This is a genomic window from Rickettsiella endosymbiont of Xylota segnis (assembly GCF_964019545.1).
Lineage (GTDB): Bacteria > Pseudomonadota > Gammaproteobacteria > Diplorickettsiales > Diplorickettsiaceae > Aquirickettsiella.
Map to the genome: position 1 here is coordinate 1,605,865 of NZ_OZ026451.1, position 21,027 is coordinate 1,626,891.

The 21,027-nt window shown below is 35.8% G+C and carries 23 protein-coding genes and 1 other RNA gene; 10 read left to right on the forward strand and 14 right to left on the reverse strand.

The window, feature by feature from the left end; genetic code table 11:
• Nucleotides 1–7 precede the first annotated feature (7 nt).
• The 3 genes from rlmN to AACL18_RS07305 form a co-directional block, all read right to left on the reverse strand.
• On the reverse strand, nt 8–1,120 hold the full coding sequence (gene rlmN / locus AACL18_RS07295) for a 23S rRNA (adenine(2503)-C(2))-methyltransferase RlmN (RefSeq protein ID WP_339050299.1): 1,113 nt from the start codon (nt 1,118–1,120) through the stop codon (nt 8–10).
• On the reverse strand, nt 1,120–1,554 hold the full coding sequence (gene ndk, locus AACL18_RS07300) for a nucleoside-diphosphate kinase (protein WP_339050300.1): 435 nt from the start codon (nt 1,552–1,554) through the stop codon (nt 1,120–1,122). The genes rlmN and ndk overlap by 1 nt, the downstream gene beginning before the upstream one ends.
• A gap of 343 nt (nt 1,555–1,897) precedes the next feature.
• Nucleotides 1,898–2,680, reverse strand: coding sequence for a glycerophosphodiester phosphodiesterase (locus AACL18_RS07305; RefSeq protein ID WP_339050301.1), 783 nt, complete (start codon nt 2,678–2,680; stop codon nt 1,898–1,900).
• A 141-nt stretch (nt 2,681–2,821) separates the two neighbouring features.
• Between AACL18_RS07305 and AACL18_RS07310 the strand changes: the two genes are divergently transcribed.
• Entirely contained in the window at nt 2,822–3,319 is a 498-nt protein-coding gene (locus AACL18_RS07310; protein ID WP_339050302.1) for a hypothetical protein, read from the forward strand.
• 132 nt (nt 3,320–3,451) lie between these two features.
• On the opposite strand, the gene AACL18_RS07315 is transcribed toward AACL18_RS07310, so the two are convergent.
• Nucleotides 3,452–4,120: a hypothetical protein gene (locus tag AACL18_RS07315; RefSeq protein ID WP_339050303.1), complete on the reverse strand. Its 669-nt coding sequence runs from the start codon at nt 4,118–4,120 to the stop codon at nt 3,452–3,454.
• Between the two features lie 199 nt (nt 4,121–4,319).
• On the opposite strand from AACL18_RS07315, the gene guaB reads away from it, so the two are divergent.
• The 3 genes from guaB (at nt 4,320) to AACL18_RS07330 (ending at nt 8,715) form a co-directional block, all read left to right on the forward strand.
• Nucleotides 4,320–5,780, forward strand: a complete 1,461-nt coding sequence (gene guaB / locus AACL18_RS07320) for an IMP dehydrogenase (RefSeq protein ID WP_422395884.1) — start codon at nt 4,320–4,322, stop codon at nt 5,778–5,780.
• Between the two features lie 89 nt (nt 5,781–5,869).
• A complete protein-coding gene (guaA, locus tag AACL18_RS07325; RefSeq protein ID WP_339050304.1) occupies nt 5,870–7,441 on the forward strand; it encodes a glutamine-hydrolyzing GMP synthase in 1,572 nt (523 codons plus the stop codon).
• Nucleotides 7,442–7,638: 197 nt separating this feature from the next.
• Nucleotides 7,639–8,715, forward strand: a complete 1,077-nt coding sequence (locus AACL18_RS07330; protein ID WP_339050306.1) for an AI-2E family transporter — start codon at nt 7,639–7,641, stop codon at nt 8,713–8,715.
• Between the two features lie 41 nt (nt 8,716–8,756).
• Here the strand turns inward: AACL18_RS07330 and AACL18_RS07335 are convergent, their stop codons facing one another.
• The 4 genes from AACL18_RS07335 to smpB all read right to left on the reverse strand — a co-directional run bounded on the left by AACL18_RS07335 (nt 8,757) and on the right by smpB (nt 10,936).
• The gene (locus AACL18_RS07335) at nt 8,757–9,221 is read right to left on the reverse strand and encodes a peroxiredoxin (RefSeq protein ID WP_339050307.1); all 465 of its coding nucleotides are present in this window, start codon (nt 9,219–9,221) and stop codon (nt 8,757–8,759) included.
• Nucleotides 9,222–9,254: 33 nt separating this feature from the next.
• A complete protein-coding gene (locus tag AACL18_RS07340) occupies nt 9,255–9,770 on the reverse strand; it encodes a glycine cleavage system protein R (RefSeq protein ID WP_339050309.1) in 516 nt (171 codons plus the stop codon).
• A 194-nt stretch (nt 9,771–9,964) separates the two neighbouring features.
• Nucleotides 9,965–10,375: a transfer-messenger RNA gene (ssrA, locus tag AACL18_RS07345) on the reverse strand.
• Between the two features lie 84 nt (nt 10,376–10,459).
• Nucleotides 10,460–10,936 (reverse strand): SsrA-binding protein SmpB, encoded by a 477-nt coding sequence (smpB, locus tag AACL18_RS07350; protein ID WP_339050310.1) that lies wholly within the window; start codon nt 10,934–10,936, stop codon nt 10,460–10,462.
• An 80-nt stretch (nt 10,937–11,016) separates the two neighbouring features.
• Here smpB and AACL18_RS07355 point away from each other — a divergent pair, with 80 nt between their 5' ends.
• On the forward strand, nt 11,017–11,481 hold the full coding sequence (locus AACL18_RS07355; RefSeq protein WP_339050311.1) for a type II toxin-antitoxin system RatA family toxin: 465 nt from the start codon (nt 11,017–11,019) through the stop codon (nt 11,479–11,481).
• Between the two features lie 6 nt (nt 11,482–11,487).
• Entirely contained in the window at nt 11,488–11,775 is a 288-nt protein-coding gene (locus AACL18_RS07360; protein ID WP_339050312.1) for an RnfH family protein, read from the forward strand.
• A 43-nt stretch (nt 11,776–11,818) separates the two neighbouring features.
• Here the strand turns inward: AACL18_RS07360 and AACL18_RS07365 are convergent, their stop codons facing one another.
• Nucleotides 11,819–12,127, reverse strand: a complete 309-nt coding sequence (locus tag AACL18_RS07365; protein ID WP_339050313.1) for an outer membrane protein assembly factor BamE — start codon at nt 12,125–12,127, stop codon at nt 11,819–11,821.
• A gap of 120 nt (nt 12,128–12,247) precedes the next feature.
• On the opposite strand from AACL18_RS07365, the gene fur reads away from it, so the two are divergent.
• Nucleotides 12,248–12,682 (forward strand): ferric iron uptake transcriptional regulator, encoded by a 435-nt coding sequence (fur, locus tag AACL18_RS07370; RefSeq protein ID WP_339050314.1) that lies wholly within the window; start codon nt 12,248–12,250, stop codon nt 12,680–12,682.
• 24 nt (nt 12,683–12,706) lie between these two features.
• Here fur and pyk read toward each other — a convergent pair whose 3' ends face one another.
• Together pyk and AACL18_RS07380 are read right to left on the reverse strand one after the other, a co-directional pair.
• Nucleotides 12,707–14,137 (reverse strand): pyruvate kinase, encoded by a 1,431-nt coding sequence (gene pyk, locus AACL18_RS07375; protein WP_339050315.1) that lies wholly within the window; start codon nt 14,135–14,137, stop codon nt 12,707–12,709.
• Nucleotides 14,134–15,321: a phosphoglycerate kinase gene (locus tag AACL18_RS07380; RefSeq protein WP_339050316.1), complete on the reverse strand. Its 1,188-nt coding sequence runs from the start codon at nt 15,319–15,321 to the stop codon at nt 14,134–14,136. The genes pyk and AACL18_RS07380 overlap by 4 nt, the downstream gene beginning before the upstream one ends.
• 369 nt (nt 15,322–15,690) lie before the next feature.
• On the opposite strand from AACL18_RS07380, the gene AACL18_RS07385 reads away from it, so the two are divergent.
• Genes AACL18_RS07385 through AACL18_RS07395 form a run of 3 tightly spaced genes read left to right on the forward strand, consistent with a single transcriptional unit; the run spans nt 15,691 to nt 18,394 of the window.
• Nucleotides 15,691–16,485: a uroporphyrinogen-III synthase gene (locus tag AACL18_RS07385; protein ID WP_339050318.1), complete on the forward strand. Its 795-nt coding sequence runs from the start codon at nt 15,691–15,693 to the stop codon at nt 16,483–16,485.
• Entirely contained in the window at nt 16,458–17,507 is a 1,050-nt protein-coding gene (locus AACL18_RS07390) for a uroporphyrinogen-III C-methyltransferase (protein WP_339050319.1), read from the forward strand. Before AACL18_RS07385 ends, AACL18_RS07390 begins: the two co-directional genes overlap by 28 nt.
• Nucleotides 17,507–18,394, forward strand: coding sequence for a heme biosynthesis protein HemY (locus AACL18_RS07395; RefSeq protein WP_339051643.1), 888 nt, complete (start codon nt 17,507–17,509; stop codon nt 18,392–18,394). The genes AACL18_RS07390 and AACL18_RS07395 overlap by 1 nt, the downstream gene beginning before the upstream one ends.
• A gap of 61 nt (nt 18,395–18,455) precedes the next feature.
• Here the strand turns inward: AACL18_RS07395 and AACL18_RS07400 are convergent, their stop codons facing one another.
• The 3 genes from AACL18_RS07400 to pyrB are packed head-to-tail and all read right to left on the reverse strand — an operon-like array spanning nt 18,456 to nt 21,014.
• Nucleotides 18,456–19,613, reverse strand: a complete 1,158-nt coding sequence (locus AACL18_RS07400; RefSeq protein ID WP_339050320.1) for a dihydroorotase — start codon at nt 19,611–19,613, stop codon at nt 18,456–18,458.
• Nucleotides 19,610–20,068, reverse strand: a complete 459-nt coding sequence (pyrI, locus tag AACL18_RS07405; RefSeq protein WP_339050321.1) for an aspartate carbamoyltransferase regulatory subunit — start codon at nt 20,066–20,068, stop codon at nt 19,610–19,612. Before pyrI ends, AACL18_RS07400 begins: the two co-directional genes overlap by 4 nt.
• Nucleotides 20,069–20,090: 22 nt before the next feature.
• On the reverse strand, nt 20,091–21,014 hold the full coding sequence (gene pyrB, locus AACL18_RS07410; protein WP_339050322.1) for an aspartate carbamoyltransferase: 924 nt from the start codon (nt 21,012–21,014) through the stop codon (nt 20,091–20,093).
• Nucleotides 21,015–21,027: the final 13 nt, after the last annotated feature.

The following is a 21,027-nucleotide window of genomic DNA, read 5'->3' on the forward strand; positions in this document are numbered from 1 at the left end:
ATCAAATTCATGCAGATGATTCAATTAAAATAGGAATTACTTTTTGACGTTCTCTGCTACGGTAACTTTTATCTTGAACGCGTCCTACTAATTGACCACATGCTGCATCAATATCTTCACCTCTGGTTTTTCGCGTTATTGCATTAAATCCAGCTCTCATTAAAATATTTTTAAAATTTTCAATTGTTGCAAGAGAAGAACGACGATAAACCGTATCAGGAAAAGGATTGAAGGGAATTAAATTTACTTTAACAGGAATGCCTTCTAAAATTTTTATTAATTGCCGCGCATGTTCAGGGTGATCATTGATTCCCTCTAGCATGACATATTCCATAGTAATACGTCTTCTATTATCCCCTTTAAAATAATTTCGACATACTTCTAATAATTCAGCAAGAGGATATTTTTTATTGATAGGAACTAAACGGTCCCTTAGTTCGTCATTTGGTGCATGTAAAGATACCGCAAGGGCTACTTCACTTATTTCAGATAAACGTCGCAATGCAGGAACTATACCTGAAGTACTTAAAGTAACACGACGTTTAGAAAAACCATAGGCAAAGTCATCCATCATTAAATTCATTGCTTTAACAACATTATCAAAATTTAATAAAGGTTCTCCCATGCCCATCATCACAATATTACTGACAGTATGGTCATGTCGTAAAGACCCATCTGACAAACTACGCACTGCTAACCATACTTGTCCAATAATTTCTGCTACGGTTAAATTACGACTAAATCCCTGTTTCGCGGTTGAACAAAAACTACAATTCAATGCACAGCCTACTTGTGATGAAACACACAAAGTGCCTCTATTTACCTCAGGGATAAAAACAGTTTCGATACAATTACCATCACTCAGTCGCAACAACCATTTTCTAGTACCATCATCAGACTGTTTTTCAAAAACTATTTCTGGTAAATTGATTTGTGCTAATGATCTAAGTTTTGAACGCAATGATTTACTTAAATCACTCATCATCTCGATATCCTTACCCTTTTGATGAATCCATTTTAAAACCTGCTGCGCTCGATAAGGTTTTTCTCCTAATTCTTGAAAAAAGAGCTCCATCCCATCTCGATCAAAATCGAGTAAATTTTTTAGGGGTACGTTCATTATTTAGAACCTTCACCAAAACATTGATCTGGCGTGAAAAAGAAAGCAATTTCTTGTTTAGCTGTCTCAATACTATCGGATCCATGAACTGCATTTTGACCCACACTTTCTGCAAAATCTGCACGAATTGTACCTGGGAGTGCTTGTTGTGGGTCAGTAGCTCCCATCAATTCACGATTTTTTAGAATCGCATTAACTCCCTCTAAAACCTGTATCATCACTGGCCCTGAACACATAAACTCAACCAATTCATTAAAAAAAGACCTATCTTTATGGATTTCATAAAATTTTTCAGCTTGATCTTTCTTCAGCTTCACCATTCTGGCTGCAATAACTTTTAATTCCGAATTTTCAAATCTTTTAGTAATCTCGCCAATACAATTTTTTCTTACCGCATCAGGCTTAATTATAGAAAGGGTCTTTTGAATTGTCATAAATGCCTCTTACTTTTGTTATAACAAATTATTTATTTTTAAGAAAAAATAAGTTTACTCGCAGCAATTGGGTTTTTGAGTTGACCACGCTATGAAGCAATCTGCGTGTATAATATACATAAGAATTGCGAGTTGAGCGGGCAGCACAGGCAAAAATTCAAGTGCGAAAAGTATATTATACAGACTTAATAGCCCGGTACTACAGGTTTAATATGACTATACCCTCTGCAGGGTGTTTCTGGGATCTTAAGGGGTCTTATAAGATTAGCTTTCTTAAAAACCCCTGTTGTTAATGCATTGAAAAATGCTTACAAGATTTTCGAATTTTATCTATTTACTGACCCTACTCAGCCTTTTGAAGCAAGTTCAGCATTCTATCCGGGAAATCCGTTAATATACCATCTACCTCTAAAGCTAGTAGTCTTTCCATTTCTTCTACTTCATTGACCGTCCAAACATCAACCCGTATATTTTTTTTATGCGCCGCTTTTACAAAATGTGCAGTTACCATCTCATAAGGGACTTCTAAGGCAGTAGCAGATAATAAAAAAGGGCGCGTTAAAAATAGTTTGCTCAATTTAGAAAAGCGATCCAGCTCAGCTTGTGTACCTGCGGTAGCAATGTTATGGCAAAGCCTGCGCACTACTTTCATAGTCCGTGCGTTAAAAGCAGATACTAATACCTGTTTAGTTTTTTTATGCTGATTTATCAGCTCCCTTAAAGCCGCTACAATAGGTGGATCATTTTGTTTTATCTCTATATTTATAACTTGCTTTGGAAAAGCAGCAAAAATTTCATTTAAACTTGGAATTTTTATTCCTTGATCCCGAAAAGGAAATGTATGACCTTCATCACTAGTCCAACGATACCCTGCGTCTAATTTTTTCAATTCAGCTAATGTGAGATCTTGTACTAATCCTCTAGCGTTCGTTGTCCGATCGACTGACTCATCATGGATAGCAACTAAAACCCCATCCCGAGTCATATGAATATCAATCTCACTTAAATCTGCTCCTAGTTTTGTAGCCTCCTGCAATGCAAATAAAGTATTTTCAGGCCATAACCCCGCTCCTCCACGATGAGCGATAACAAGCGGTTTTGCATTAACCTGATAAAGTGGAAACATACAAATCCCATAATACTTAGTATAAATATATCTTTGTTTGATAAAAAAATATGATAAAATATTCCTCATTTATAGCATGTAAAGCCTTAAAATACTAACTCAAAGCTTACTTGTATCCTTGTCCAATGAGGTCTTTTTTCCATGAAGGAATACCATTATACTCCTATATCCGCGGAGTCTACACGATCTACCTTTTTCGACTACATTAATAATATTAACATCCCTCCGATAGATTATTTTGCTGTAGGTATAGAGAATCATGCCCAAAAAAAACTCACTTCTCTTATTTCCAGATTAGAATGGCAAATTTATTTCGATAAAAACCAAATAACCAATAACGATCCTTTAATTCAAGCTAAAAAATTATCTCAAAGAAATATTATACCTTTTTCAGAAATAGACTATATTGATTCGCAAGGAAAAGAAATCATGCGACAACGATCATTACATGGTATGAAAAATGGTTTAATGCTTATACATAAACAACATCATCTAAACTATATGATTGTATTAGCTACTGGACTTTCGAAATTTAATCATTTTAGCTTCCTCACTAAATATTATACTCAAATTACTAGACTTAAAAATGACCTAACTAAGATCATTGAGAGAGAAAGTAACTATGCTCTTCGCACTTGATTTTATCTATGCTATTGGTTAGGTCGCAATTAATATATATAATACGCTCCTGTCACCCTTTTTTTTACGGCATTTTGTCAAAACTCACCGTATAAGTACATTTTGAGCTGAAAGATGTTATTTTTATCCATACTATTCGTCTTTTCTTCGGATCCAGATAACCGCTGCAGCGGATTCTATATCCGCATCAAAAATAATAGGCTCTGCCGTTCTTCCAAGCGGATTCAAACAAGCAAGATTAAAACGTCCTAACGAATCTTTAAAAAGTCGCCGGAAATATTGTCCGCCATCCTTCAAATAAATGATACAGTCCTTATTGACGATGGAATCAAATTCATTGCAGGGTCTAAGCCTCCCACCCACATAATCTCCAGCTCGATAATGGGGGCTCATTTCATCATTAGAAACTATCATGACTACCGCATTAGCGTATCGATCTCGAAATTCCTGAGCATCTCGCATCATAGCAATCTCATCATCTGCATCGATAGGTAAGTTAATAATTTCGCTAGGCATTGCAAAATAATGACCTAATGAAAGCCTAACCGTAGGATCTAACCCTTTGCCATCTGCTATCCAAGCTTCATCAACTATTAAACCTTCATTTTTATAGACAGCTACACAGCGTTTAATACCATTTTTAGAAATTTTGATCATACTATTTTCCCAAGATTTCAAAGTAATTTCTGGCAATTTATATTTCTTTTCTATATACGCCCGAGTCAACCGCAAAATTGAGCGTAAATATTTAAGTCTTGTGCCGGGAGTATCTAAATTACGTTGAAGTAATGCCTTGGACATAATAGTCAGTCTCCTTGTAAGAGATATTTATTAAACTTAAAAAAATTATTTTAACTCAAGTAGTTAACTAAAAATAGATAATAAATGCTAGCCTACGCAGGACCAAATATGGTTTTTTATTTTTCGGCCACTAGACTTCAGGGGGGGCTATAAGGTACCTTCTACGCAATTTTATTTAGTTTTATTATTTATTTGTATTATGAAAACGATTCAAGAAGGGTTAACGTTTGACGATATACTATTGCTCCCAAATCATTCAGTGGTTTTACCTAAAGATGTATCACTTGAAACACAATTAACTTCTAAAATTAATTTGAAAATCCCTTTGATTTCAGCAGCCATGGATACCGTCACGGAAGCAAAGCTTGCAATAGCACTTGCTCAAGAAGGTGGCTTAGGCATTATTCATAAAAATATGGCTATAGAAGCACAAACCCAACAAATTAGAAAAGTAAAAAACTTTGAAAGTGGAATGGTAAGAAATCCTATCACTGTTGCTCCGGAAACAACTTTAAGAGAATTACTTAAACTAATGGCAACTTACTCAATTTCAGGGATACCCGTTATCGAAAAGGATCAGTTAGTCGGTATAGTCACACATAGAGATATACGGTTCGAAGAAAGCTTAGATCAACCCGCATCTCAAGTAATGACACCTAAAGAAAGACTCATCACAGCTAAAGAACAAGCTACGTCAGAAGAAATAATCGATTTACTGCATCGCCATCGTTTAGAAAAAATCTTAATTGTCGACAATCAATTTCGATGCCGTGGCTTGATGACAGCAAAAGATTTGCAAAAAACTAAAGAAAAACCCTACGCAACTAAGGATCAACGCGGTCAATTATGCGTAGGTGCGGCGGTAGGTGTAGGTGCCAGTGCTAAGAAACGTGCAATATCTTTGATTGAAACTGGTGTGGATATACTCTGTGTTGATACCGCACATGGTCATGCACAAAGCGTTATCGATATGATCAAGTGGTTAAAAGATGAATACCCAGATGTTTCTCTCATAGCAGGAAATATTGCTACTGCTGAAGCAGCACAGGCCTTAGCTACGGCAGGCGCAGATGCTATAAAAGTGGGGGTGGGGCCTGGGTCAATTTGTACAACTCGAATTGTGACGGGTGTTGGCGTTCCTCAAATTACAGCTATCATGAATGTTTCTGCTGCTCTAAAGGGCAAACCTGTAACTATTATCGCTGATGGTGGAATTCGTTATTCAGGAGATCTTTGTAAAGCATTGGCAGCTGGTGCACATGCAGTCATGATTGGCAGCTTGTTTGCAGGCACTGAAGAGGCGCCTGGAGAAATAGAACTTTATCAAAGTCAACCTTACAAAGCGTATCGTGGCATGGGCTCCTTAGGTGCCATGCAGCAAGGATCATCCGATCGTTATTTTCAAGATACTTTGGAGTCAAACAAACTCGTTCCTGAAGGCATAGAAGGAAGAATACCTTATAAAGGCCCTTTGCAAACAGTTATTCACCATTTATTAGGTGGAGTTAGAGCGGGTATGGGCTATACAGGAAGTGTTGATCTTGCTGATCTCCATAAAAAAGCACAATTTATAAAACTAACAGCTGCCGGCATAAGAGAAAGCCATGTTCATAATGTGGCGATTACCAAAGAAGCTCCTAATTATTACCGAGAAGATTGAATATTTCTTTAAACCAATTCTCAAAGTAATTCTTAGCATTTTTTATGAAAACTAAAATTAATCTCGAATAAAAACGGAGTGTACTTAAGATGACTATTCCTAAAGAACGCATACTAATTCTCGATTTTGGCTCACAATATACGCCCCTAATTGCTCGACGCATCCGTGAATTACACATTTATTGCGAAATTTACCCTTATGATATCCCCGAGTCAGAAATTTTAGCCTTTGCTCCTAAAGGGATTATCCTATCCGGCGGCCCTGAAACAGTTACTTTAGATACAACCCCCCGCGCACCAAAAATAGTATTTACCTTAGGCTGTCCAGTTTTAGGTATTTGTTATGGTATGCAAACCATGGCTGAGCAACTCGGTGGTAAAGTCGTTTCCTGTGCAAACCGAGAATTCGGATATGCTCCTGCTTTAGTGGCGACAGAAACTGAACTATTAACCCATATTCAAGATAACCCGAAAAAAGGAAAAGATGCATTGTTGGATGTCTGGATGAGTCATGGTGATCATGTTGAACAACTTCCCCCAGGTTTTGTTGTTATATTAAATACTCCGAACACCCCTATTGCGGGTATGGCTGACACGACGCGTCATTTTTATGGTTTGCAGTTTCACCCAGAAGTGACTCATACCCGTCAAGGAAAAAAAATATTGGCTCGCTTTGTAAAAAAAATTTGCCAGTGTCAACCGAGTTGGACAGCGCCTAAAATTTTAGAACATGAGATTGCTGAAATAAAAGAGAGAGTAGGGAAGGAAAAGGTTTTACTAGCACTTTCAGGTGGTGTTGATTCTACTGTATTAGCTGCATTATTACATAAAGCTATCGGTAAACAATTATTATGTGTCTTTGTTAATACCGGTTTACTACGTATTACCGATAAAGACTCTGCGATACAAGCTTTAGCTGATGATATGGATATCTCTGTTGTAAAAATAGATGCCTCTGAACGTTTTATAAATGCTTTAAAAGGAATTACTGATCCCGAAGAAAAGCGTAAAACCATAGGTAATTTATTTGTTGAAATATTCGAAGCTGAAGCCAGTAAATACCCAGATATTGCTTGGTTAGCACAAGGAACTATCTATTCTGATGTCATTGAATCTGCTGGCACCAGTACTCAAAAGGCTCATGCTATTAAATCTCATCACAATGTAGGTGGACTTCCAGATACGCTTAAACTTAAGTTATTGGAACCCTTACGTGAATTATTTAAGGATGAAGTTTGTGAACTGGGCTTAGAATTAGGTTTGCCATCAGAGCTCATTTATAAACATCCTTTTCCGGGCCCTGGATTAGCTATACGCGTTTTAGGGGAAGTTAATCAAAAAAATATTAACCTTGTCCGTAAAGCCGATCTTATTTTACAAGAAGAGTTACGTGAGCAAAATTATTATAACAAAATAAGCCAAGCATTCTGTGTTTTTTTACCGATAAACTCTGTGGGAGTTATCGGAGACGCTCGTCAATATGCCCCAATTATTGCGATCCGCGCTATAGAAACCATAGATTTTATGACAGCTCGCTGGGCACATCTGCCTTATCATTTACTTGAAACTGTATCAAATCGAATTATTAATGAAGTGCCTGGTATTTCTCGAGTAGTTTATGATATTTCGGGTAAACCACCTGCAACAATAGAATGGGAATAAAAAAATTTTCTCATAATCAAAGACTTATAGGAAGCTATACTTACGGCAAATTGAGTTATAGGTAAGTACCATAAAAAGGAACAGGGATTGAACCAGAATATAGACAGAAACTTAAGTCCGAAAAGTATATTTTTGACTTTAACTCATCTGTTCAATAGACTTCATACTCATACTTCATAGAAGTAGTGATTTAACCTATGCTGCAACTTGTTAAAAATTGGTTTTCCCGATATTTTCTCGACCCAGAATTGGCTATTTTATGGCTATTCCTATTATTCATTATCATTATTTTTGCTTCTTTAGGTAAAATTTTAGCTCCGGTGTTTGTCAGTGTCGTTATGGCCTATTTACTACAATGGCCGATTAGTTCCTTAGAAAAGTTGCGTTTACCTCGAATTGCTGCAGTTTTAGGAGTGTATATTAGTTTTGTAGGTTTAGTTATCTTGGCGATTGTGGGTTTGTTACCATTATTATTTCGCCAATTAAGTAACTTAATTAGTGAACTACCTGTCATGGCTGCAAAAGGTCAAGCACTACTATTGTACCTCCCTACTCGTTACCCAGGCTATACATCAGCCAGTCAAATTCAAGAATGGATCAATCAATTTAAGGGTGAATTAACTCATACTGGACAAGGAATATTATCTGCATCATTAGGTTACATTCCCAATGTTATCGCCTTTGCCATTTATTTTGTCTTGGTCCCTTTGTTAGTGTATTTTTTCTTACTCGATGAAAAAAAAATAATCAGCTGGCTAACTCAATATTTACCTGAAAAACGTCGATTAATTTCTCAAGTCTGGACAGAAGTACTTACCCAAACAGGTAATTATGTAAGAGGGAAAGCTTTAGAGATGTTGATAGTTTGGATAGTTACTTATCTTTCATTTGCAATACTTGGTCTTCAGTACGCTATATTACTCAGCGTATTAGTTGGAATTTCGGTGATTATCCCTTATATAGGCGCAGTTATGGTAACTATTCCTGTCCTTATTATCGGATTTTTAGAATGGGGATGGACAGCGCATTTTGCATATCTGGTTGCGGTTTACACGTTAATTATCACATTGGATGCTAATGTCTTAGTTCCCTTTTTATTTTCTGAAGCTGTTGATCTACATCCAGTAACTATCATTATCGCTGTGCTGGTATTCGGTGGTTTACTAGGATTTTGGGGAGTATTTTTTGCTATACCTCTTGCTAGCGTGGTAAAAGCTATTTTAAATGCTATTTCTTACAAAAAAGTTCCTGCACATAAAAATAAATTATGTTAAATCAATATACTCGCAGAAAATTCAAGTGCGAACAGCATATTTTAACTTAATTCACCGACTGCTTGTAAAACTTTTTCTACATGACCAGGCACTTTGACCTTCCTCCATTCATGACGTAAAACACCTAATTTATCAATCAAAAAAGTACTTCGTTCTATTCCGAACGTTTTCCTGCCATAGATAGTTTTTTCTTTTAACACATGATACAACTGACATACTTTTTCATCTACATCAGATAATAACTCAAAAGGAAATTGCTGATCTGACTTAAATTTTTCATGAAGTTTCAAGCTATCGCGTGAAATTCCTAAAATCGTCGTGTTTAGAGAAGCAAATTTTTTAAAATTTTCTGCAAAATCTTTTCCTTCCTGCGTACATCCCGGCGTACAATCTTTAGGATAAAAATACAAAATAATATTTTTACCTATTAAATCCTTTAAACCTATTATTTTACCGCTAGTAGCGGGTAAACTAAAATCAGGTGCAAATTTGTTTATAGCTAACATATCGACTAACACTATTTAAAGAAAAAAATATATCTAATTTTTTTGGGGTTCCATAGCTACATCAAAATTGTTTTCATCACAAAATACAATAAAGTGTTCACGAAAGTCTGCTACTAAATGATGCGCAGGAAAACCAAACGACAAAGATATACCAAGCATTGCTGCTTCTGTTATCGGCGCTTTATATGACTCTATATGAAGGTTGTAAAGTGTTACTTCCTGTTCAGATAAAAATTGAATGATTTTCGTTAAAACGTCCGGTATATCAGGAGCCACAATGTAAGAAGAATAAGGAAAACTATCAGGTTGGGCACCTCGAAACTGGGTACGCGCAACTAAAACCTGACCTTCATATTTTTTTATAAGTGTCTCAAATTTAGCGATGGTATTCCAGGCTCCCCCGATCAACAAGGTCATTGTGACATGGGTTGCAGTGGTATTTACACGCGCATCAACAATATGGCAACCGCTATGAGCAACCAACCTAAATACTTGATCAGTAAGCTGATTTTCATTAAGGCCTAGGACAACAACAACCAGGTTTTCCATAAATATTAATCATGTTTTTCTAACGAGCCGGTAGTCTATTCTTTTTTAAGGAGGTTGTCACTAGGGGCGAGATAGGCCAATAGCTATGGCTATGCTTTAAACCATGTAAGGATTTGGGAAAAACTTTAATCCAAATCATTACCCCTTTTAACTTATACCCCATGATTCAAATTCTTAAGAACCATTTTTTAATTTGGTGGAGGCGGTGGGAATCGAACCCACGTCCGCAAGTCCGCTGCCTTTGGTACTACATGTTTAGTACAATCTTTAAATTTAATCGATCCATCTCCGATTGACAGGGAATTGACCGACGATTCTGTTTGGTTTTAGTAGCTTTCGCCTCAGAAGGGGCTAGACTACGAGCTTGTCAGTTATGACCACTACCTCCACATACAAGCCTATGAAGTTCATGGCGCCGGCTGCTGTTTAGGCAGACCCAACGTTACAAAATTAACTACCTATTAGGCAGCAATAGCAACGTCTTTTTTAGCGTTATAGTTAGCATCGTTTGCAACTATAGATTTACAACATGATTAACGAGGCAAAGTTGCATCCTCGACATGCACCTCAGGGTTTGTAACCGGCGTCGAAGCCAGGTCGCCCCCAAGCATTAATTATACCTCATTTATACAAAGCTTTCTGTTAAGCCTTAAAAAATAAGGAAAAAAATTTAAATGTAAGTAATATCCTTACCTCGATAAACGTCCTAAACGCATTTTTTCGCGTTGCCAATCTTTTTCCTTGATGCTAGCTCGCTTATCATGCTCCTGCTTACCCTTTGCTAAACCCACTTCTAACTTAACCCGATTTTTTTTCCAATAAAGCTTTAGTGCGATAAGCGTATACCCTTTACGCATAATGCTTCCGGCAAATTTACTTAGCTCTCGTTCATTGAGGAGAAGCTTACGCGTACGAGTCGGATCAGGATGACTATGATGAGTAGATATTGTAGCAAGAGGAGTAATATGACAACCTAAAAGCCATGCCTCACCATTTTTTAATACCACATAACTTTCCGTCAGTTGAGCTCGACCACTACGAAGACTTTTGACCTCCCATCCCTGCAAAACTAAGCCAGCTTCGATAGATTGTTCAATAAAATAATCATGACGAGCGCGTCTATTTAGTGCAATTATTGTGTCTTGCAATGCTTTCTTTGAATTCATGGGATATACTCAAACATATTAGCAATCATAGGCTCCAAGCATAGCAAACATAGTAACGATAGTCGCCCTGAACCTTAATTATGCCATTTATTCAACATTCTTTAGAAGTGCCTTACAATGTGTCGGAGATGTATAAGCTCGTCAACCACATCGAAAAATATAGTGAATTTCTTCCTTGGTGTACCGAAAGCCAAATCATTAGCCAGGATGAAGATAGTATACAAGCCCGTCTTACATTGACTGGTGGAGGGCTTTCGAAAAGCTTCACCACATCAAACAGGTTACAAAAAAACAAATTGATTGAAATTAGTCTAATCGATGGTCCTTTTAAACATTTAGAAGGGTATTGGTCTTTTGAAACAAGCCCCCAAGGATCTAAGATCAATTTAAACTTGGAATTTGAATTTTCTACACGTTTGTTAGCACTGGCTTTTTCTCCTATTTTTGAGAAAGTAGCCAATACATTAGTACAAGCTTTTTCTGAGCGTGCTAAACAGGTTTATGGGGATCGTAAATTTGAAAACAACATTTACCAAGACAATTAAATAGTCATGTCATTTTTTCAAGTTGAAGTGGTATTTGCCGATAGCCTGAAACAAAAACTTATAAAAATTTCTGTCCCTGATAATACTTGTATCTCTGCAGTCATAGAACTTTCTGGTATTTTGTTAGATTTTCCAAGCATCGATCTAAATAAAAATAAGGTTGGGATTTTCGGAAAATTATGCAATCTGCAGGCTAAAGTCAAAGCAGGAGATAGAATAGAAATATATCAACCACTTATAATAGATCCTAAAAAAATTAGGATAAATCGTGCCAAAAAACAAAAAACGACTTAACAGTTTTCTAAACTTTTTTATTATAGCGAAATAAAATCCTTTATTAATTAAGTGCTGATTTTTCAATATTTTGTAAACGTCCGTTGGAAAAAATAAGCGTAACGCGTCTTTGAATAGGCTCACCATGACCTGGTTGAAGGAAATAAATATAATCTTGACGATCCGATTGAAAAGGAGACTGTAATACGCAACTACCCAATAGATAACGAACTTGCTCCTTAGTCATACCGAGTTCTAACTGGTCTATGGTAGACTGCTGCAGTATATTGCCTTGCTGGACATCCGGTCGATAGACAATATTACAACCAGAAATCAGTAATGTTAAAAATAAACTTATAAGCAACTTTTTCATAAATAAAAATAAACTCGTAATCTTAATTTCTACAAATGCTTAAAAACAACAAGAAAAAATTTAATTAATCTAAAATCATCCCATACGAATTCACTAACCGAGGAGTTTAGAGATAATCTAATGGATAATCAACAACTACGCCAAGCAGGTTTAAAAGTAACAGTCCCTAGATTAAAAATACTTGAGTTACTTGAACAAGCTAAAACACGTCATTTAAGTGCTGAAGATATCTATAAAACCTTATTAGAATCCGGTGAAGATATAGGTTTAGCCACAGTCTATCGAGTATTAACTCAATTTGAAAGTGCAGGTTTGGTTAAGCGTCAAAACTTTGAAGATTCTTATTCGGTGTTTGAATTGAACCAGGGGCCCCATCATGATCATTTAGTCTGTATCAAATGCGGAAAAGTTGACGAATTTGTTGATAAAATCATCGAACAACGCCAAAAGATTGTTGCAAAACAAGCTAATTATCAAATGACTGACCACAGTCTAATTATTTATGGGGTTTGTAATAAATGTTTTAAAAAGCAAAAGCTTAAATTAAATAAATAATTTGGATAAAATAAAAGAATCGAGCTAGTCTACTTCTAAAATCTTGAGCGTATTGGTACCACCAGTAGTCTTTAATAAATCGCCATAGGTAATTAAAACTTTTTCTCCTTTTTGTAAAAACCCATGTTTCTCTAATTCTTTAATCGCTAACTGACCAATATTTTCTTTATGCATTTTATCAATATTAAAATATAAGGGATAAACGCCACGATACAATGCTAATCGGCGTGATGTTTTTAAACTATGTGCTAAACCGTAGATAGGAATTCCAGAACGAATCCGAGACATCCACAAAGGTGTCGCTCCTGATTCAGTTAAGGCAATAATAGCCTTAATATCATAATGATTGGCAGTGTACATAGCCGCCATCGCTATGGCTTCATCAGCGCGATAAAATTGGCATTCGACGCGATGGCGAGATACCCGTGTCTTAGCTTGCTTTTCCGCTCCTAAACAAATACGTGCCATAGCCATCACCACTAAAGCAGGATGATCCCCTGTAGCAGTTTCTGCAGATAACATAACGGCATCCGTGCCATCTAGTACAGCATTCGCGACATCAAAAACTTCTGCTCGGGTAGGAATAGCATTATGAATCATTGATTCCATCATCTGCGTTGCCGTTATCACTGCTTTATCTAAAGACCGCGCCCGTTGAATGATATGTTTTTGCACAGCAGGTAATTCAGCATCACCAATTTCAACTCCTAGATCACCACGAGCCACCATCACTGCATCGGAAGCACGAATAATTTCATCAATAACAGGAATAGCATCACTACGTTCTATTTTTGCAATCAGTCCTGCATGGCCCTTTGCTTTCTTTAATAAATTTCGAGCTAGATTCATATCGGCTGCGCTGCGCGGGAAAGAAATTGCAATATAATCAGCATTTAATTTTACTGCTATTTTTAAATCTTTTTTATCCTTGTTTGTCAACGCTACAGCAGAAAGCCCTCCGCCTTTTCGATTAATACCCTTATTATTGGATAATTCTCCACCTACTTCTACAAGGCAAAATATTTTATTTTTCTGTATTTTTTTGACTTTTAATACTAAACGTCCATCATCAAGCAACAACAGATCGCCACGATGAACATCTCGTGGTAACTGTTTATAATCAATACCTACTGATGATTCATCGCCAGCTTCCTTATCTAAATCAGCATCTAAAATAAACAAAGCATCTTTTTTTAAAAAAATAGAACCCGTTTTAAAACGCGCAATACGAATTTTTGGTCCCTGTAAATCCGCCATAATGGCAATTTCTCGACCCGCAGCTTTTGCACATTCGCGAACATAATTAGCTCGTTTAATATGATCTTCTGCTTTACCGTGTGAAAAATTTAAGCGCACGACATCTAAGCCTGCAGCTATCATTGCTTGTAAAACACCTGCTTTATCGGTTGATGGACCTAACGTAGCCACAATCTTGGTTCGTTTAAATCGTTTCATTGCTGTGTTTCCCCTGTTCGTTCTTGTAATATCGCTAAAGCAGGTAAAGTGTTTCCTTGTATAAACTCAAGAAAAGCCCCTCCACCCGTTGATATGTAAGAAACTTTATCAGCAATACCATATTTTTCGATGGCAGCCAAAGTATCACCACCTCCTGCGATGGAAAAAGCTGGACTATTGGCTATAGAATAGCTCAAAGCACGCGTTCCTTGTTGAAATGGGGCTAATTCAAAAACACCAAGGGGGCCATTCCATAAAATACTCGCTGCTCGACGTACAAACTCGGTATAATATATAATTGACTCTGGTCCAACATCTAAAATCATTTCATTCTTTTTTATTTCAGTTAGCTTTTTAACAGTGGCCTCAGCGGTCGCAGAAATTTCTGTTGCTACAATAACATCTATCGGTAGCACAATCTCTACTTGTAGCTGTTTTGATAATTCTAAAAGTTTTTTTGCCTCATTTACCAGATCAATCTCAAATAAAGATCGACCTACAGAATACCCTTGTGCCACTAAAAAGGTATTGGCTATTCCTCCACCAAGAATTAATAAATTCACTTTATTAAGTAAAGACGACAATAATGTTAATTTAGTAGAAACCTTTGCACCGCCGACGATAGCTAATAACGGTCTAGCTGGATTTTCCAATGCTTTACTTAGTGCTTTTAATTCCGACATTAATAATAAACCTGCGCAAACCTGTGGTGAAAATTGTGCTACTCCCACGGTAGATGCTTCACTGCGATGGGCGGTAGCAAATGCATCCATGACAAAAATATCAGCCAATTTTGCAATTTTTTTAGCTAAAATAGGATCGTTTTTCTTTTCTCCTGTTTGAAATCGAACATTTTCACACAATACGACTTCGCCGGGTAAAATTTTAAACCCATTCAACCAATCAGTGATGAATTTTACTGGATGACCTAATAACTCTTGTAATCGTGCTGCGATTGGAGCTAAAGAAAGCTTAGGAGTAACAAATCCTTCATTGGGTCTATCTAAATGGGAAAGCAAAATAACTGCAGCACCTTTCTTTAAGGCATATTGAATGGTTGGTAACGCGGCTTTAATCCGCGCATCACTGGTAATCATGCCTTTATTTAAAGGCACATTAAAATCTTCTCGAATGAGAACACGTTTATCTTGTAAATTTAAATCTTCCAAACTAATTAAAGCCATAAAATTGCTTTTGCAAAAAGTCGATTTAACTGAAAAAAACAAAAGACAGAAGAAAAATAATCTTATGAACCATTAAGATAAAAACTAATAATCAACCTAGCTTTCTATTTTTCGCCTGTGCCTTTTTAATAGTTTTATCTATGTTTCAAAGATGGAATAGAGAATTTGTTATTTTATATTTTCTCTATATTCGCTCTGAAGAAGAAACTAGCTTTTATGGGACAAGGAGCAGCAAAATCATGTAAATACCTATAAACATCATGTTAACATTATCACTAATGCTTTCCAAGCAAACCAACTAAGCTCTATAACAGAAAATGCCTTAAAACCCATATTGCTTCAGATTCAAATTAAGGCTATTTTGTGGTCATGACAGCTTTACAAGGTTTACGCATCCTCATTACTCGCCCTGCTCTTCAAGCAAAAGATCTAGCAGCTCAAACTCAGTATTATGGCGGGGTAGTGGTATATTTCCCAACGCTGGAAATTATTGCTACCAAGAATATAAAAAAAGTCTTATTATGCATAAAAAAGCTTAAAGAATATGATTTTGTTATCTTTATTAGCCCTAACTCGGTCTTCAATACTGCGGAATCTATTCATAGTATTTGTCTTTTTTGGCCTGGAAATACTAAAACCATCGCCACTGGACCTGGGACCGCATCAGCTTTAAAACAATGTGGCCTGCCTAGTGATCACTGTCCAGAAAAGGATTTTAATGTCACTGGCCTATTAAACCTTGCTGCGCTACAAGACATAAAACAAAAAAAAATTTTAATCATCAAAGGCGCAGGGGGTCGCTCCTATTTAGCCAAGGGTTTAAAAGCTCGAGGTGCTCTGATAGAGAACCTAATCGTTTACAAGCGACAACTACCAAAAATTGATAAAACTGATATTCCGAATGAAGACTCAATTGACGTCATTATTTGTACTAGTCACAGCGGATTAAAAAATCTAGTTAGCTTATTGTATCCTTACTGGCAGGATATTTTATTTAAAAAACAATTGCTCGTTATTAGTTCTCGACTTACTGATAGTGCTAAGAAACTAGGTTTTGTCAAACCGCCCTTAATATCGGATAATGCAACAAATACAGCTATCTTACAAACTCTGTTTTCCTGGCGGGAGCAATCACTATGGAATCACAGTCCACACCCAAATTAGAAGAAACCGAAATAAAGATCAAAAAAAACAAGCCTTTACGTTCTAAAAGCTGTTTTACAGCTTGGTGTGCAATCGGATTGTTACTCATCACATGGATTGGTTTATTTTTAGGCTTAAGTTTTTTTTGGTTAAAAAACAGAGAGCGAGTGAACGGATATCATAATCAACTATCTGCCCTACAAAATCAGATCGCGCAAGGTCAAACTGACGACAAAAGTCGTCAGCAACAAATCTCACAATTACAAAATTTTATAGAACAAAAATTCTCCGCTAACGATAATGCTATTCTGCTCGCAAACGTTAATCAACTAATTCAACTAGCTCAGTATAATCTCATTTATTTTCATGATATCGACAACGCTTTGTCTGCATTGATGTTAGCCGATAAACAATTAGGAACAATAATAAGTCCGGATATTCGATTGGAAAATCTTCACCAATTATTAACTCAATATTTAACTAGCTTAAAAGCTTTACCTCGTATTGAACTATCCACTAGTTTAGCGCAGATACAGGCTTTAAAAATGCAAATTACGCAATTGCCTTTATTGGCAACATCTAATTCAACTACCCCAAATCCTGATGTTTCTGCCAGTAATCTCTCGGGAAATAAATGGATGCGTATGCTGCAAAATAGTCTAGATAGCTTTCGCCAGCTGATCATTATTCGACATTTAAATAAACCTATAGAGCCTTTATTGCCAGAAATAGAACAGCAATATTTGCAACATAACTTACTTTTATTATTGCAACAAGCTCAATGGGCATTAATACATTATGAACCAACTATTTATCAATCTAGTTTGCTAGAAATTCAAGAAAATATTAAGAATCATTTTGCATCTAGCTCGTCCAACACACAAGCAGTCCTGCAAATTATTAATCAATTAAAACAAATCGATTTACAAAATCCTACTCTCGATTTAAATCCATTACTCGAAGCAATTTCGGTTATGAAAAAACCCCCTAACTATCCTAACGCTACTCCTGTTATTTCCTCTAGTCAAAAGGAATCCTCTTGATGTATCGGTTTTTTATATTTTTATTAGTTCTTGCCGTTTCAGTTTGGATTGGCGTTAAAATAACCGCCGACCCAGGTTATATACTAATTAATTGGCATCAACTTGCCTTAGAAATGCCATTATGGTTAGGTATCTTAATTTTAATCATTAGCTTTATTTTAATTTACTATTTAATTCGGTTCTTTAACTATGTATTCATGCTTCCAAAACAATGGCGTCTGAATTTAGATAAAAAGCGTTTACAAAAAACTACCGCACTAAACGATCAACGTCTGTTTTCTTCTATCTATCAAAAGCCACAAAACTGGCATAATATTTTAGAAATTTTGCCTCAATTAGAAAGTAAAACCTGGATATCTAAAGCGCAAATTCAACAAATACAGCAAGAAAGTTGTGAAAATTTGTTAAGTGAAGAAAAATATACATACAATTTATCAACGCTTGAGGACATATGGAACAATTTACCATCTAAATTAAAAAAAGATCCTTTACTCTTAAATTATTACGTTGAAGGCCTTATAAGACATCATGAAGACGCAAAAGCTGAATTATTAATAGTAAAACGGTTAAAAAAACAATGGTTTGGCCCACTTGTTGCAACCTATAGCCTTATTAAAAGTTCAAACCCTGCACGTCAGTTGACAATAGCGGAACAATGGCTAAAAAAACATCCTGATGACCCCTACCTTTTATTAGGTTTAGGTCGGCTTTGTAAACAGAGAAAATTATGGGGTAAGGCACGAGATTATTTAGAAAAGAGTTTAATCTACGATTCTTCTAATTTAGAAACATATCTAGAATTAGGTGAGTTATCTGAAAACCTTGAAGAACCACTCCAAGCTTTAGCTTGGTTTAAAAAGGGATTAATTAAAGAATTTACTTCTTAAAAAAGACATGCCCATAAGAATTCCAAATAACCAACACCACAAAAACTCTTGTGAAGTTGTATTATATTTTGTTTAAATCATAGACATGTCCTTTTAACACTGTAGTAACAGGCCAGCCCCTCAAAAGACGTCCCGCAAAGGGTGACCACTGGCATTTAGTACTGAGACGCTTGTCTTCAACTATCTTTGCTAAAGATAAATCCACTAACACATAATCGTCTGGACAATCGGTTAAATTAAATATTTTTTTTGCACGTCGAGAAGTTAAATCCATTATATTATCCAAAGAAAGCAGATTTTGATGATAGGCTTCAAATAATAATGGCAATGTAGTTTCTATACCTGGAACACCTGATGGACAATCACCATAAGCTTTAGCTTTTTCTTCTAGGGTATGTGGAGCATGATCAGAACCTATCGTATCAATAATACCGGATTTTATTGCAGAAAATAATGCCATTTTATGCTCAGGAGCTCGCAAAGGTGGATTCATTACCGCCTTTCCTTTTAAGTTTTGATAATCTGAATTATTCAAAAATAAATGATGCGGTGTCGTTTCTGCAAAAACTGGAAGTCCTTCCTCTTTTGCTTGAGCAATTAAATCAATTTCTTGACGGGTACTAACATGCAAAATATATAATCGCGTTCCATACAAACGAACGAGATGAATTGCTTTTTTAACGGCTAGTATTGCTGCTGATTCATCACGAATTTTAGAATGAATTGAATATGGCTGAGACCCTTCAAATTTTTTTGCATTTTCTTTTAATCGCTGTTCATCTTCTGCATGAACTGCAACTAACATATTTTCTTCAGCCGCTATCTTAAAAATAGCATGTAAGCTTTCATCATCATCAATAACTAACCCGCCTGTGCTACATCCCATAAACACTTTAATACCAATAACCTGACCTTTTATTTTTTTTATTTCATTCAAATGATGTTTATCAGCACCAAAATATAAATAATAACGAAGTGGAATTTTTACTTCTTTTAACTGTTTATCAATAAGTACTTTTTTTTCTACTAAAGCAATTTCTGTAACGGTGGGAGGAATAGTATTAGGCATATCAAAAACGGTAGTATAGCCTCCTTTGATGCTAGCCTTAGCTGCTGTTTTCCAATCTTCTTTATATTCCCATCCTGGCGTTCGAAAATGAACATGGGGATCAATTAATCCAGGCAGCTTTAATAATTGTTTGTTCATAAGTTCCATCATAAACAAATTTCTTCTACTTGGTCGCGTTCAAATTGTTTTTCACAGTAAAAACAACGTAATTTCACCTGATTTGATGACCCTTCGAGTTTAAAATAGCCTTTACATTCGATATGATTGATACAATTTAAATTTGGGCATACTAATACATCACGTATAGTCTTAGGTAGTTCGCAATTAATTTTTTCACTAACCTTAAAATTTACAATGCGGCTAATCGTAGCACCGGGAGCAAAGATTGCAACATGATCAATTTCCTGTGGAGTAAGCAATCGATTTTCAATTTTAATTAAATCTTTCAGTTTCAAAGAGGTACTTCGCAAATTTAAGCCTAAAGTAACACGTTGTTTACTATTAACCACATGTAATAAACGCATAATTTTAAGGGATTGGCCTGCTGGAATATGGTCGATGACGACTCCATTATCAATCGCAGAAACGGAACGGGTTTTAATCATGGGTTTTATCCAAAAAAATTATCTAAAGCGATATTCTATCAAGTAGTAACGTTAAAACAGCTTGTCTGATATAAATTGCGTTGACAACTTGTTTAAAATATAAAGCATAAGAAGTTTCATCAATGGTTTTATCAATTTCACAACCTCGAGGCAAAGGATGTAAGATATTTAAATTAGTTTTAACCTTTTTTAATTTATCTCGCGTCAGAATATGTTGATTTTCAAATAGTTGATGTTCGGATTGGTTAAATCTTTCCTGTTGTAGTCTAGTCATATATAAAATATCTACTTTCGAGATCACTTCGTCTAAATTTGCATGAAAAGAAAATCGAATACCTTTATGTTTTAATTCATCACATATTATTTCTGGTAATGCTAATAATGAAGGTGAAACCAAAAAAAGCCTCATGTTAAATAAAGCGCAAAGTTGCACTAAAGAATGCACCGCACGCCCGTATTTTAAATCACCTACAAACGCTATAGATAATCCTTCTAAGTTTTCTTGTGCTTCTTGGATAGTAAATAAATCAGACAGGGCTTGCGTAGGATGTTGATTTGCTCCATCTCCAGCATTAATAATAGGCTTATCGGAAAATTCTGCAGCTAAACGTGCGGACCCTTCGAGTGGATGACGAATTATAATAAGATCAGCATAACAAGAAATCGTCTTGATTGTGTCTTGTAAATCTTCCCCTTTTTTAATAGATATATTTTCGCTACCGGAAAAGCCTATGACTTGCCCTCCCAAACGTAAAGTAGCTGTTTCAAAGGATAAGCGGGTACGTGTTGAAGGTTCAAAAAAACAGTGCGCAACAATTTTATCAAGCAAATATTTTTTAGCTAGATTTTTCTTAAATTTTTTAGCAAGATTTAATATAGTATTTATTTGAATTAAAGAAAGATCACGAACTGATATAATATCTTTTTGACCCAAAACTTTTGACATAATTCACTCAAAT